A 13,106-nucleotide genomic window follows, 5' to 3' on the forward strand; every position below is an offset into this window, starting at 1 on the left:
AGTTTAAAACGCATTTGTTGTTGTGCTACTGATAACAAATGTTTTGAGGCCGAGTAGCAAAATGGTTATGCAGTGGATTGCAAATCCACCTACGCCGGTTCGATTCCGACCTCGGCCTCCACTATAAACAAGCTCCGTAGATCCATGATTTACGGAGCTTTTTTATTTGCACTGCGCTGCAAGATTTAGTCTTGAAAAACGGCCTTTGCGAACTTGCTTCACTGGGAAGTGATGTATATATTTCCCGCTCTGCTGTTCAAGTTTGATCCTGTCAGGATCGCGACGTTGCAGTAGAAAACAGCACCGCGCTACCGCCCGAATGGCGAAACTGGTAGACGCATGGGACTTAAAATCCCCCGCTCGTAAGGGCGTGCCGGTTCGATTCCGGCTTCGGGCACCATGAATATCAAAGGCCTGCATGAGTTTTCTCATGCAGGCCTTTTTTTGTGCCTTTTTTATGCGGGGCTAAACGAACGCCTGCCCGCTAAAACCCCGAGGCAAGCGCTGAAGACCGGCCATTGCTGTCAACCGTTCGATCCATTCTGCGCGCCAGTCTGTTGCGCTGTGTGTGGTTTTGCCCTGGCGGGACATTCTTCGGGCCGCGTTGCGCTGATCCTTTCGTGCCTGTTTGTAGGCATCGGTATTGCGGCAACTGCGGCACTTCACACGATTGAGCTCGCGGCTTGCCGAAAGTTGCTCGCCTTTATGTCCACAGGCCAGATGCCCGTCGACGTTGAAATGGATAACCATAACCGTCTCCTTTGCGACATGTATGAGTTTTGACAACTCACGGACTGCACCGTTCGGCATCCGGCCCAGGCACAAACACTCGCACGCGGGCGGGTGAGTGAGGTGTTTTGCTACGAAGTCATTGCAGGGAGAATAAACATCACAGCCAGACGAGCACGCGGTGACCCGTGTGTCACCGCTTGAGAGGCATATTTCGATGTAGCAGGTTCAACGACGTTATCTGAACCGAGGCAGTGGCCGATCAAGGGGCTTGAGCGCCGACAGCGTATTGCGAATCAGCGGAGCATCCTTCTCGATGTCGTTCAGCCGGTCACGGATGCGCAGGGCGGTCGGGTGTCCGCCTTGGTGGTCGACCCAGTCGGCGATCTCTTTGCAGGCGGCCGCGAGGCGCGCTTGTCGAGCGTCGAGCAGGGTGAGGAGGGTGGTGATGGACTCTTTTTCGGACATGGAACACCTCCGTTCTATGAAACCTGAGCTGCAGCAAAAAGCCCGCGTGTTGCGAGCCTTCTGCCGTGGGGTGCTGCTCCTTCAGCTGGTTTCAGTATAGACCCGCTTCTGATTGGCATCAGCCGGACGATTCGCGGGCCGGTAGTGGGGAACTGACTGCGTTGAGACGCTTGCATTCGCGCTGCGCGTCTTCCTCGGCGTCGTAGCCATCGCCGATGAAACCGCCCGTGCGCGTGTCACAGATGCGATGCCAGCCAATGGCTTCTGCGGGATCATGCTGGCTGTCACCGGCGCGTCGGCCGTGAATGATGATCTTGTTGCAACGCTTCACGACGAAAATGTCTTCCATGGCGTCACCGCAGCTGATTCGTGTCACATCAACTATAGAAGCCCACGGCAATCGTGCAAAAAATACACCGTTCAGCTCGTCGGTTGCCAGCGCCAGCCCTCGGAGTGCCAAGTCAGACAATGGCTTGGGTTTAACGCGTGTAGAAACGCCTGATCGTGGGAAACCACGACAATCGCTCCAGGAAATGTCTGCAAGGCGTGTTCGAAAGCTTCCACCGAAGCCAGATCAAGATGATTGGTGGGCTCATCCAGCAGTAGTAATTGCGCGGGTGTCTGGCGCCACAGTGCCAGCGCAAGTGCAGCTTTCAGGCGTTCGCCACCACTGAGTGAGGCGCAAGGCCGAGTGACACGCTGCGCATCCAGTTGCAGCTGAGCGAGGTAACTGCGCAACGTGCCTTCGCTCAGGGGCGTGTGCTGTGCCTGCAACTGATCGACAATGGAGGAGTGGTCATCCAGCAATTTCAGCTGTTGATCGAGAAAGGCAAATGGCACATGCGTGTTGCACTCGCCACTGACGGGCGACTCTTCGCCTGCGAGCAATTTCAACAACGTCGATTTGCCACAACCGTTGTGCCCGCTGACAGCAATACGCATCGGTCCTTGAAGGATGAGATCAAGTCGCGTGCTGGGCGCATCGACCGGCAACCATGGCAAGCACGCGTCGATCAGCGTGCACACCCGGCGGTTACTCGGAACCACACTGCCCGGTAGATTGATCAGCATGCCGTCGTCCGCCAGCACATTGGCGTACGCCTCACGAACGCGCTCATCCAGATCGGCCTTGCGTGCCTGATGGCCGACTTTTATGTGCCCCATGATGTCCCGCGCGGCCGCTTTCAACGCGGCCCGTTCGAACCCAGAGACGTTGGCAGTTTGCGCATTGCGCCGGCTGCCGGCCGCATGGCGCTGAATCGTGTCGTGCTCGCGTTGCAGTCGCGTGCGTTCGCGCTGACGCTCTATACGGGCCTGATCGAGCTGCGCCTGCGCCGCTTGTTGATGTACCCGGCGATGCTCGGCGAATTCCGAAAACCGTCCGCTGAAGACGCTTGCCCCCAGAGGCGTAAGTTCGACGATTCGCTGCATGTGCTCCAGCAGTTGCCGGTCGTGGCTGACGATAATCAGGCCACCATGCCAGCGTTCAAGCCAACTCATCAGCCACTGCCGACCGGCAGAGTCGAGGTGGTTGGTGGGTTCGTCGAGGAGAAGCAACTGCGCCTGACTCAGCAGTGCACCGATCAAGGCAATTCTGGCTTGTTGGCCACCGCTGAGATTTTCGGTCAGATCCGTCGCGGTGATATCGGTCAGCCCGGCCTCATCGAGCATTTGGCGCAAACGTTCCGTCAGATCCCAGCGTTCGCCGATGAGATCGAAATCTTCGGTTGTGGCATAACCGAGTTTCAGTCGATCCAGTGCGCGGAGCACCGTGGCTGTTCCAGTCGCGTCAGCTACGGTTTGTCCCTGTGTGGTGACGAAGGTTTGGGCGACATAGTGCGCGGACGCTGAACGTACCACGCTGCCGGAGTCAGGCTGCAAATCCCCGGCAATCAGACGTGCGAGCACACTTTTGCCGACGCCATTGCGCCCGACGATAGCGGTCGGTTGACCATCAAGGTTCAGGTTCAGGTTTTCGAAAAGCGTTGCACCATTGGCAAACTGAAAACCCAGTTGATTCAGGGAAACGAGTGCGGCTGTACGCGAGACGTGAGTCATCGGCACCTCCAAAAAATGTCGTGGACACTGACAAGCACCGAGAGGGCGTGTCGCGATTACATTTTTAGAAGGCTGGGTTGTTCACTTCTGCGGTCGTCCGGAGGGTGAGAAGGTGGCTAGCCTAGACGACGCTGTGCAGCGGATCAAGGCACGTCGGTCATTTCGCTCATTCGCTCAAGAAACATCGCCAACGCCACTTCCTCTGCACGCAAGCCCTTGCGCACGCGCGGACGGGGCAGTTCAGCGAGGGCGCCGAGCATGAATTTTTCTACCACGGCGGGGTGGATGTAGCATTTTCGGCAGACCGCTGGGGTGTTGCCCAACTGCTTGGCGACGCCTTTGACCATCTCCACCACATGCCGTTTGGCTTCCGTCTCGGACTCCCATTGCAACTCGCGCAACACCGCCAAGGCCAACGCGCTGCCCGCCCAGGTGCGATAATCCTTGGCGGTGAAATCGGCGCCGGTCAGGGTTTGCAGGTAGGTGTTGACGTCGGAAGAGCTGACGGTGTGACGTTCGCCGTTTTCATCCAGGTACTGAAACAGGTTCTGTCCGGGAATCTCCAGACAGCGCTTGATGATGCGCGCCAGGCGTCGATCCTTGACGGTGATCTGGTGTTCGATGCCGCTCTTGCCGCGGAACTGGAACAGGATCGCGCTGCCGTTGACCTCGACATGTCGGCTACGCAGGGTGGTCAGGCCGTAGGAACGGTTGTCACGGGCGTATTGCGTGTTGCCAACGCGGATCAGCGTGGCATCGAGCAGGGTGATTACCGTGGCCATGACCTTGTCGCGACTGAAGCCGGGCGCCGCCAGTAGCGCTTCCAGTTGCTTGCGCAATTTCGGCAACGCCAGACCGAACTCGCGCAGCCGCGAATATTTGTCGGCATCGCGCACTTCGCGCCAGCGAGCGTGATAACGATATTGCTTGCGGCCACGGGCATCACGGCCGGTGGCTTGCAGATGACCGCGCGGGTCGGGGCAAATCCACACGTCGGTATAGGCTGGCGGTACGGCGAGGGCATTGATGCGTTTGATTTCGTCCGGATCGCTGATGCGCTGGCCGGACGGTTCGAAGTAGCTGAACTTGCCACGCAGTTTTTTGCGGGTGATACCGGGCTGGGTGTCATCGACGTAATGCAGGTCGGATGGCAATTCGGCGATCAACTCGGTGTCGGGCATGGCGGTTTCCTTCGATGGCGAGGCGTTCTGTACAACGATTGACCGCACGCTATTGCCGTCGTGCCGAATGATTCAGGCGAGGACCGCGACCGCTTTGATCTGCGCCCATAATTGCTGGCCCGGGTGCACGCCCAATTGATCTCTGGAATAGCGCGTGATGCGCGCGAGCAGCGGGGTGCCGCCCGCATCGATACGAATCAGCACGTGGGCGGCGTTGTCGGCCGACTGCTCGCTGACCACCGTCACCGGCAGTCGATTGAGAATGCTGCTGAACTCGCTATTCTGCAGGGTCAGGCTGATATCGCGGGCATGTACCTTGCAGCGCAGGGCCTGACCCACTGCCATTGGCGCGTGCGTCACCCGAATGCTCATCTCGGTCGCCGGCAATTGCAGGCTCAGTAATTGGTAGTCCGCATCGTAGGCACAAACCTGGCCTTCAATGATCACGCCTGCGTCATCGCCCATCGCCATCGGCAGATCCAGACGTGCGAGGGTTTCGCCGATCGGGCCGCTGGCCAATGCTTTGCCTTCGCTGAGCAACACCAGGTGATCGGCCAACCGTGCGACTTCATCCTGGGCGTGACTGACGTACAGCACTGGAATGTCCAGTTCGTCATGCAGGCGTTGCAGGTAAGGCAGGATTTCACCTTTGCGCTGACTGTCGAGCGCCGCCAGTGGCTCATCCATCAGCAACAGTTTCGGGCTGGTCAGTAACGCTCGGGCGATGCCGACACGCTGGCGCTCGCCTCCCGACAAGTGCTGCGGATGACGTTCGAGCAAATGACCGATGCCCAAGAGTTCGGTGGCCTGCGCCATGTCGACCCGACGCTGCGACTTGGCAATGCGCTTGAGGCCGAATTGCAGATTGGCCAACACCGACAGGTGCGGAAACAGACTGGCTTCCTGAAACACATAGCCGAGCGCACGTTTGTGCGGCGGGACGAAAATGCCGTTGTCGCTGTCCTGCCAGACTTCGTCGTTGATCCGGATAAAGCCCTGTTCGGCGCGCTCAAGTCCGGCGATGCAACGCAGGCAGGTGGTTTTACCTGAGCCGGAGTGCCCATAAAGCGCAGTCACCCCGCGGCCCGGCAAGTTCAGGTCGACGTCGAGGCTGAAACCCGAATAGGCAATGTTCAAACGTACATCGATCATCAATCAGCTCCAGCCTGCGCGAGTCTTGCGGCTGGAGTACAACGCCAGCAACACCAGAAACGAGAACACCAGCATCGCCCCGGCCAGCCAATGCGCCTGTGCGTATTCCATCGCTTCGACGTGGTCATAAATTTGTACGGAAACTACGCGGGTCTTGTCGGGAATGTTGCCGCCGATCATCAGCACCACGCCGAATTCACCGACGGTATGCGCGAAACCGAGGATCGCCGCCGTGACAAAACCGGGGCGAGCCAGTGGCAGAATCACGCTGAAAAAAGTGTCCCAGGGATTGGCGCGCAGGGTAGCGGCGACTTCCAGTGGGCGGGTGCCGATCGCTGAGAACGCGTTTTGCAACGGTTGCACCACGAACGGCATGGAATAGATCACCGAGCCGATCACCAGCCCGGTAAAGCTGAAAGTCAGGGTGCCCAGGCCCAGCCATTGGGTGAATTGGCCGAGAAACCCGTGCGGGCCCATCATCAGTAACAGGTAGAAACCGATCACGGTCGGGGGCAGCACAAGGGGCAGGGCGACGATCGCCCCGATCGGGCCGCGCAACCACGAACGGGTGCGCGACAGCCACAGGGCAATCGGAGTGCCGACAACCAGCAGGATCGCGGTGGTCAGGGACGCCAGTTTCAGGGTCAGCCAGATCGCCGCGAAATCGGCAGTCGTCAGCGACATTTAGAGCTGATAACCGTAGGACTTGATCACTGCAGCGGCTTTCGGGCCTTTGAGGTATTCAACCAGGGCCTTGGCGGCGGCGTTGTCTTTGCCTTTGTTGAGAATCACGGCGTCTTGTTTGATCGGGTCGTGCATGCTGGCAGGGACGATCCATGCCGAACCGCTGCTGACTTTGCCGTCCTTGTAGATCTGCGACAGGGCGACAAAACCCAGCTCGGCGTTGCCGGTCGAAACGAACTGGTAAGCCTGAGTGATGTTCTGACCTTCAACGATCTTGGCTTTGGTGGCTTCGGTCAGCTTGAGCTTTTCCAGCACTTGCGTAGCGGCCAGACCGTAGGGAGCCGCTTTCGGATTGGCGATGGACAGGTGCTGGTATTCGTTCTTTTTCAGCACCTCGCCTTTTGCATCGACATAGCCTTCTTTCGCCGACCACAGCGCCAGCGTGCCGATGGCGTAGGTGAAGCGCGAACCTTTGACGGTGTCGCCTTCTTTTTCAAGTTTTTCCGGGGTGGTGTCGTCAGCCGAGAGGAACACTTCAAACGGCGCGCCGTTCTTGATCTGGGTGTAGAACTGGCCAGTGGCGCCATAGGCTGCGACCAGTTTGTGGCCGGTGTCTTTCTCAAAGTCGGCGGCGATGGCCTGGATCGGTGCAGTGAAGTTGGCGGCTACCGCTACCTGGACTTCATCAGCCTGAGCAGCGCCGAAGGCGAAGGTCGCCAGCAAAGCGGCCAGGCAGGTAGGGGCAAAACGTGAGGCACGAATGGTCATGTAACAGCTCCGTTGTTGGCGTGTGCACTGGGCAGTTATTGTTGGAGGTGGACTGCGCCGATGCGAGGGTGTATTCGCTATATAGAGAAATATATAGCGAAATGCCGCCAAACGGGAAGCGTTGGTTAAAACCAGAGTGAGGATGCTTGGGCCTCAGTCTTTCCAGCGTCACTGGCGAGTGAGTTTTGCCAATGCACCTTCGGCCAATTGCCGGGTCAGTTCAGCACTGCCAATGTCTTTGCCGAGAGTGAATGCCTGACCGGCCCAGAGGTTGGCAAACGCGGCTTCGTTGATCGCTCGCAACGGCATCAGCGCACCACCGGCCAGAGGAAATGCCGGTGCCTTCGGCGACATCGGACCCAGTTCACGCATGATGCGGTTGAGAATACCCCGCGCTGGTCGCCCGGTGAAGATATTTGTGATCGCCGTTTCGCTCTCTTTGGCGGTGCGCAGCGCTTTGTGGTGAGCGGCGCTGACTTTCGCTTCCGGGGTGAACAGATAGGCTGTGCCGACCTGTACTGCCGAAGCGCCCAACAGGAACGCCGCCGCCACACCGCGAGCATCGGCAATGGCCCCGGCAGCAATCACCGGCACTTCCACCGCATCAACTACCTGAGGCACCAGGGCAAACGTGCCGACCTGACTGCTCAGATCATCACTGAGAAACATGCCGCGATGGCCGCCGGCTTCGTAGCCCATGGCGATAATCGCGTCGCAGCCGTGCTGTTCCAACCAGATCGCTTCATCAACAGTGGTGGCCGAGGAGAGAATTTTCGCCCCGGTTGCCTTGACGCGGTCGAGCAGGGATTTCTCTGGTAGTCCGAAGTGGAAGCTCACGACCTCAGGTCGAAATTCTTCCAGCACTGCACAGGCCGCCGCATCGAACGGCGCCCGGTTGGACACCGGCGTCGGTGCAGCGAAATCGGCACCCAGTTCGCGGTAGTACGGCTCCAGCAGCTGCTTCCAGTCACGTGCGCGTTGCTCATCGGCCGCCGGTGGCTGATGGCAGAAGAAGTTGACGTTGAAGGGCTTGTCGGTGTGCTGGCGAATGGTTTTCAGTTCTTCGCGCAATTGCTCAAGACTCAGCATCGCCGCCGGCATCGAACCCAGTCCACCGGCATTGCAGACGGCGATGACCATGGACGAATTCGTCGCACCGGCCATAGGGCCCTGGATGATCGGCAATTCAATACCGAGCAGGTCAAGAATGCGGGTGTCTGGCCATTGGCTCATTGAAGCTGTTCTCCGAACGATGAAAGGCAGAGCCGGTTTTCTATCAGCAAAACCGGATCCGCAGCCAGTCCGAAATTCAGAACAACCCGTGCAGTTTTTCAGCGTCGATGGAATCCGCCGCCACCGCCACCACCGAACGAGTGATTCATGAATTGCGAGGAATCGTGAAAATTGTTGGTGCGCTGGTTGCCGAAATTGCGTGCGGCGGATTCACGGTTAAGGTTCTGCAATTGGGCATTGTTGTTGACGGGGGCAGTGCGAGTCGCGCCGCTCCCGACCATCGATTGCCAGCCATTATCGGTCTTCTTGTACACGTTACCGTCGTGTCCCGCGTAGACGTTGTCGCCCACATGTGCAGCGCCGCCATTGCGCCCTCGAACGCCGCCATATCGAGTGGTGTCGCCGGTGTTGGGGTTGTACACGGCGCCGCGATTGGCGGTGACTTGCGCGCCGTTGCGCGCATTGCCGGCGGTAACGCGTTCGCCGGCAATGGCGCCCCCATTCGGTCCAACTGTCACGCCACTGCGCCCGGCTGCGTAGTTGCCGGTGTAGACGTTGTGCACGGCACCGCGTTGACCGGCAGCCGCGACGCCGGTGCGTGAGTTGTAGGAAGCGCCGACCTGACCGGCCCAGCGATTACCGGTCCAGGCGTTGTACCCAGCGCCCGAGCGACTGACCGTCGCTCGATCACCCCACTGATGGTAGATATTACCGGTGGTCCCGGCCCAGCCACCTGGACCCCAGGCCACCGCGCCTCCGTGATAACCGTAAGCGGCTCCACCCCAAGCCAGTGGCGCCGGATACAAGTGCGGTCCCCAGGCGTAACCCCAGCCGTAATTGCCCCACCACGGGTATGCGCCCCAACCCCAGCCCATCGCCACAGTGCTGCCGCCCCAGCTCCAGCCGAAACCGAAACCGAAGGTCCAGCCCGTCCACGGCGTATAGCGAATGGCGACACCGAAACCGTAAGTCACCGGCGGGCCATACCAGACGCTGCCCACCCAAGGCGTGTAGGGATAACCGGTGCCATACACCACGACGCCTGTGGCCGGATCCAGATTTGAACCCTGATAACCCGGTGTGTAGCCGACCACCACAGTATCGCCGCTGGACTCGTAGACTTTGACGTAGGTGAGGTAATGCATGGGCGAACTCGGCGGGATCGAATAGATCACCGCCGGCACAGAGCTGGCCACAACCCAAGGACCATTCACGGTAGTGGCGGTGAACCAGATACCGTTTTCCACCGCGTACCAACTGTCGTTATCGACACGGATGATGGGCGTTGCGCTGTTGACCACATATTGCAGGGTGGTGGTGTTGATCGCTTTGAGTTGCGGCTCGCCATCGAACTGTGGCGCGGTCATTTTTACTGCGCTTTTCTTGATTGCCGACGTCTGCGGAATAGTCGCGGCAATGGCTGCTTCTTTGGCTTGCGGGGTGCCGGCGACCGAAGCTTTGACGTTTTCCTTCGGGCTGTCGTCGGGGATGTTGGCGAAATCTGCCGGCAGCTTGTCTGCCGGGGTAAACGTCCACGGGCCATTCATTTCAGTGGCGCGAAACCAGCGTCCGGAGATCAGCACATAGCTGTTCTGGTCACCGATTTCCTTGAAGATGTGCCCGGTGGTATTGGTGACATACAGCAAGCCTGTGCCCTGAATCGGCGACCATTGCGCCGCGCCGTCAGTGACCAGCAGTTCGGTGGGCGTGGTTGCGACGAAAATCCTTGGCTGTGGTGGTTTGGCCAGACTGGGGATCTTGTCTTTCGGGTCGCTTTGCCCGGTCAGCAGATCCACTTGCCGGCTCTGAATGGCGGCCTGCTTGGCTTTCTCCAGTTCCGCTGGTGGTGAGGCCATACGCGTATACGCGCCATTGATCTGGTCAGAGACCATCCAGCCATCGAAGACGTGCAGGTAATGTTTGCCCTGTGCGTCCTTCAACAACAGCGGGCGAGTGTTGATCACCCGTTGCAGCGCCGTGCCATCTACCGGCCGGTAGGCCGCATCGCCATCTATATAGACGAGCAGGGCGGGTACGTCGGAACTGATGATGCTCGGCGGGGTGTTTTCCAGTGGCGCGTTGTCAGCTTTCTGTTCTGCCGAGAGTACGCCGACAGCAGCTTCGAGTTGATCCAGCGAGATGGTCTTCTTGCGGTTATCGGCGTCCTTCTGCAGAGCTGCGATCCAGGTGTCGGCTTGACTGGCATCAGCCGGGAAGTCGGCTTTGAGGATCTTGTACTGATCCAGCGCGACCCAGCGCGTAGCCTTGTCGACCAGCGTATGCGCGCTGAATTGCACGATCCCGTAGGTGGACTTGCCGTCGGCAGCGGTGGCTTCGACGGCTGCGCGGGCGTTGAGGGTGTAACCGTCCCAGCTGTCGAGTTGCGGTTGATACACCGTCAGTTTCGCCTTGCCGCTGGTGATGACTTGCGGCCAGGCCGGCTCGCTCGGAGCCTCGGTGACTGGTGCCGCCCAGGCACTGCCGAACGTCAGCAGGCACAGCATCAACATCGCGAACAGCGAGCGCGGGTAAGACATTGTCAGCTCCATCGACAAACCGGTTTCTGAAGAAATACGGCGAAACCACGACCGTCGAAAAAGCATAGTCGCCCGCCATGGAAATACTTGGTGGATTCGCCGATTGGCGCAAAGTCGAATGTGGCAGGGTGTTGCGATGTGGTATTTCAAGGCACGACATTCTGAAAACAGCCATGCGAGGCAGTCATGTTCAACGCCATTGTGATCGACAAAGACGACAGCGGTTATCGCGCCAACCTGCAGCAAGTCAACGAGGAGCAGTTGCCCGAAGGCGATGTCACCGTCGCTGTTGCGTACAGCACGCTGAACTTCAAGGATGGTCTGGCGATTACCGGCAGCAGCCCGGTGGTGCGCAAGTTTCCGATGGTGCCGGGGATCGACCTGGCGGGCACCGTAGAAGCCAGTTCGCACCCCGACTATAAGGTGGGTGATCAGGTGGTGCTCAATGGCTGGGGTGTCGGCGAAAATCACTGGGGTGGTCTGGCGCAGAAGGCGCGGCTCAATGGCGACTGGCTGATTCCATTGCCCGAAGCCTTTACGGCGGCGCAAGCCATGGCCATCGGTACGGCGGGCTATACGGCGATGCTGTGCATCCTGGCGCTCGAGCGTAATGGCGTGACGCCGGACCAGGGCGAAGTGCTGGTGACGGGCGCCAATGGCGGCGTCGGCAGTTTCGCCATCGCGCTGCTGAGCAAACTTGGCTACAGCGTCGTCGCCTCCACTGGCCGCGTCTCTGAGCACGAGTATCTTCAGCAATTGGGCGCCGGCGAAATCATCGACCGGGCAACGTTGTCAGCGCCCGGCAAACCGTTGGCAAAAGAGCGCTGGGCCGCGGTGATCGATTCGGTCGGTAGTCATACTTTGGCCAATGCCTGCGCCAGCACTCGCTCTGAAGGCACGGTCGCGGCATGTGGTCTGGCGCAAGGTATGGATTTCCCGGCTTCGGTTGCCCCATTCATTCTGCGCGGCGTGACCCTTGCCGGCATCAACAGCGTGACCCAGCCAAAGGCTCGCCGTCTGGAGGCGTGGGATCGTTTGGCCAGGGATCTGGATTTCTCGTTGCTGGCATTGATCAGCCATGAAATCGGTCTGAGCGAGGCCATTGATGCGGCGCCGAAGTTACTCGCCGGACAGCTTCGCGGGCGGGTTGTGGTGGACGTCAATCGCTGACAGCTGCCGACGAGGCGGGACGTCCGCTCAGGACGTCGTCTCGCGCTCCAGCAACTGACGCTTGCGCTCGACGCCCCAGCGATAGCCCGAAAGATTGCCATCGCTGCGCACCACGCGGTGGCAGGGGATCGCCACCGCCAAACGGTTGGCCCCGCACGCCTGTGCCACCGCACGCATGGATGTCGGTGCGCCAATGCGCTGGGCAATCTCGGCGTAGCTGGCTGTATGACCCGCCGGGATTTCCCGCAGCGCCTGCCACACGCGTTCCTGAAACGCCGTGCCACGAACGTCCAGCGGCAGGTCCAGGCCAAGCGCCGGCGCTTCGATAAATCCGACGACTTTCGCGATCAATTGCTCGAAGCCGGTGTCGGCGCCGATCAGGTTGGCTTTGCGAAACTGATCCTGCAGATCGCACACCAGTTGATGCGGATCGTCACCCAACAGAATCGCGCACACGCCACGCTCGCTTTGCGCCACCAGAATCGCTCCGAGCGAACATTGGCCCACGGCGAACCGGATGTCGTTGTTCTTTCCGGCAGCGCGATAGTCCCCAGGTTTCATACCCAGCAAATGATCCGCTGACTCATAGAAACGGCTGTTGGAATTGAAGCCGGCGTCGTACAGCGCATCCGTCACCGAACCGCCGTCTGCCAGGCGCTCACGGACTTTGCGCGAGCGATGGGCTGTCGCGTAGCCCTTGGGCGTCAAACCCGTCGCGGCTTTGAACACGCGATGGAAGTGAAACGGACTCAGTCCGGCGGTTTGCGCCAGTTCATTCAGTGCCGGCAAGCTCTCGGCCGATTCGATGTGGCGGCAGGCAATGGCGACGGTTGCGGCATGCTGCGCGGCGACATCACTCTGATCCTTGGTGGCTCGTTTGCTCGGCCGATAGCCGGCAGCCTCGGCCTGTTCAGCGGTATCGAAAAACTCGACGTTCTGCGGTTTCGGCAAGCGTGAGAGGCTGCTTGGGCGACAGTAGATGCCAGTAGTTTTCACCGCGTAGACAAATTGCCCGTCCGCCCGAGAGTCTCGGGCGATCACAGCGGCCCAGCGTGGATCGTTTTCAATCGTGAAGGTGGACGAAAGCGTTTTCATGAGGGGGTATCCGTTGACCTGTTTGATTCAG

At 59.5% G+C, this 13,106-nt stretch carries 12 protein-coding genes and 2 tRNA genes; 3 read left to right on the top strand and 11 right to left on the bottom strand.

From position 1 onward, the window contains the following. The first annotated feature begins 47 nt into the window (after positions 1–47). Both FGA82_RS27265 and FGA82_RS27270 read left to right on the top strand, forming a co-directional pair. Positions 48–121 (top strand) — tRNA-Cys (locus FGA82_RS27265). Between the two features lie 192 nt (positions 122–313). Beyond that, positions 314–400: transfer RNA gene (locus FGA82_RS27270), tRNA-Leu, on the top strand. 65 nt (positions 401–465) lie between these two features. Here FGA82_RS27270 and FGA82_RS32615 read toward each other — a convergent pair. From FGA82_RS32615 to FGA82_RS27320, 10 genes are all read right to left on the bottom strand, one after another. Further along, entirely contained in the window at positions 466–750 is a 285-nt protein-coding gene (locus tag FGA82_RS32615; protein ID WP_141129488.1) for a hypothetical protein, read from the bottom strand. 216 nt (positions 751–966) lie between these two features. Next, positions 967–1,197: a hypothetical protein gene (locus FGA82_RS27280; RefSeq protein ID WP_007912278.1), complete on the bottom strand. Its 231-nt coding sequence runs from the start codon at positions 1,195–1,197 to the stop codon at positions 967–969. Positions 1,198–1,315: 118 nt separating this feature from the next. Next, positions 1,316–1,546, bottom strand: a complete 231-nt coding sequence (locus FGA82_RS27285) for a hypothetical protein (RefSeq protein WP_141129489.1) — start codon at positions 1,544–1,546, stop codon at positions 1,316–1,318. A 71-nt stretch (positions 1,547–1,617) separates the two neighbouring features. Next, a complete protein-coding gene (locus FGA82_RS27290; protein WP_141129490.1) occupies positions 1,618–3,255 on the bottom strand; it encodes an ATP-binding cassette domain-containing protein in 1,638 nt (545 codons plus the stop codon). Positions 3,256–3,398: 143 nt separating this feature from the next. Beyond that, the gene (locus FGA82_RS27295) at positions 3,399–4,436 is read right to left on the bottom strand and encodes a DNA topoisomerase IB (protein WP_141129491.1); all 1,038 of its coding nucleotides are present in this window, start codon (positions 4,434–4,436) and stop codon (positions 3,399–3,401) included. Between the two features lie 72 nt (positions 4,437–4,508). After that, on the bottom strand, positions 4,509–5,588 hold the full coding sequence (modC, locus tag FGA82_RS27300) for a molybdenum ABC transporter ATP-binding protein (RefSeq protein ID WP_141129492.1): 1,080 nt from the start codon (positions 5,586–5,588) through the stop codon (positions 4,509–4,511). A gap of 3 nt (positions 5,589–5,591) precedes the next feature. Further along, positions 5,592–6,272, bottom strand: coding sequence for a molybdate ABC transporter permease subunit (gene modB, locus FGA82_RS27305; RefSeq protein ID WP_141129493.1), 681 nt, complete (start codon positions 6,270–6,272; stop codon positions 5,592–5,594). Further along, positions 6,273–7,040, bottom strand: coding sequence for a molybdate ABC transporter substrate-binding protein (modA, locus tag FGA82_RS27310; RefSeq protein ID WP_141129494.1), 768 nt, complete (start codon positions 7,038–7,040; stop codon positions 6,273–6,275). It lies immediately after the preceding gene. Between the two features lie 168 nt (positions 7,041–7,208). Further along, the gene (locus FGA82_RS27315) at positions 7,209–8,273 is read right to left on the bottom strand and encodes an NAD(P)H-dependent flavin oxidoreductase (RefSeq protein ID WP_141129495.1); all 1,065 of its coding nucleotides are present in this window, start codon (positions 8,271–8,273) and stop codon (positions 7,209–7,211) included. Positions 8,274–8,371: 98 nt separating this feature from the next. Then, positions 8,372–10,810 (bottom strand): autotransporter, encoded by a 2,439-nt coding sequence (locus FGA82_RS27320; RefSeq protein ID WP_141129496.1) that lies wholly within the window; start codon positions 10,808–10,810, stop codon positions 8,372–8,374. Positions 10,811–10,996: 186 nt separating this feature from the next. Between FGA82_RS27320 and FGA82_RS27325 the strand changes: the two genes are divergently transcribed. Next, entirely contained in the window at positions 10,997–11,980 is a 984-nt protein-coding gene (locus FGA82_RS27325; RefSeq protein WP_141129497.1) for an acrylyl-CoA reductase (NADPH), read from the top strand. Positions 11,981–12,007: 27 nt separating this feature from the next. On the opposite strand, the gene ada is transcribed toward FGA82_RS27325, so the two are convergent. Continuing rightward, positions 12,008–13,075 carry a bifunctional DNA-binding transcriptional regulator/O6-methylguanine-DNA methyltransferase Ada gene (gene ada, locus FGA82_RS27330; protein ID WP_141129498.1) on the bottom strand — a complete coding sequence of 356 codons (1,068 nt, stop codon included), beginning with the start codon at positions 13,073–13,075 and terminating at the stop codon, positions 12,008–12,010. Positions 13,076–13,106 lie beyond the last annotated feature (31 nt).

Origin of the sequence: Pseudomonas fluorescens (assembly GCF_005938625.1) — a bacterium.
Classification (GTDB): Bacteria; Pseudomonadota; Gammaproteobacteria; order Pseudomonadales; family Pseudomonadaceae; genus Aquipseudomonas; species Aquipseudomonas fluorescens_BD.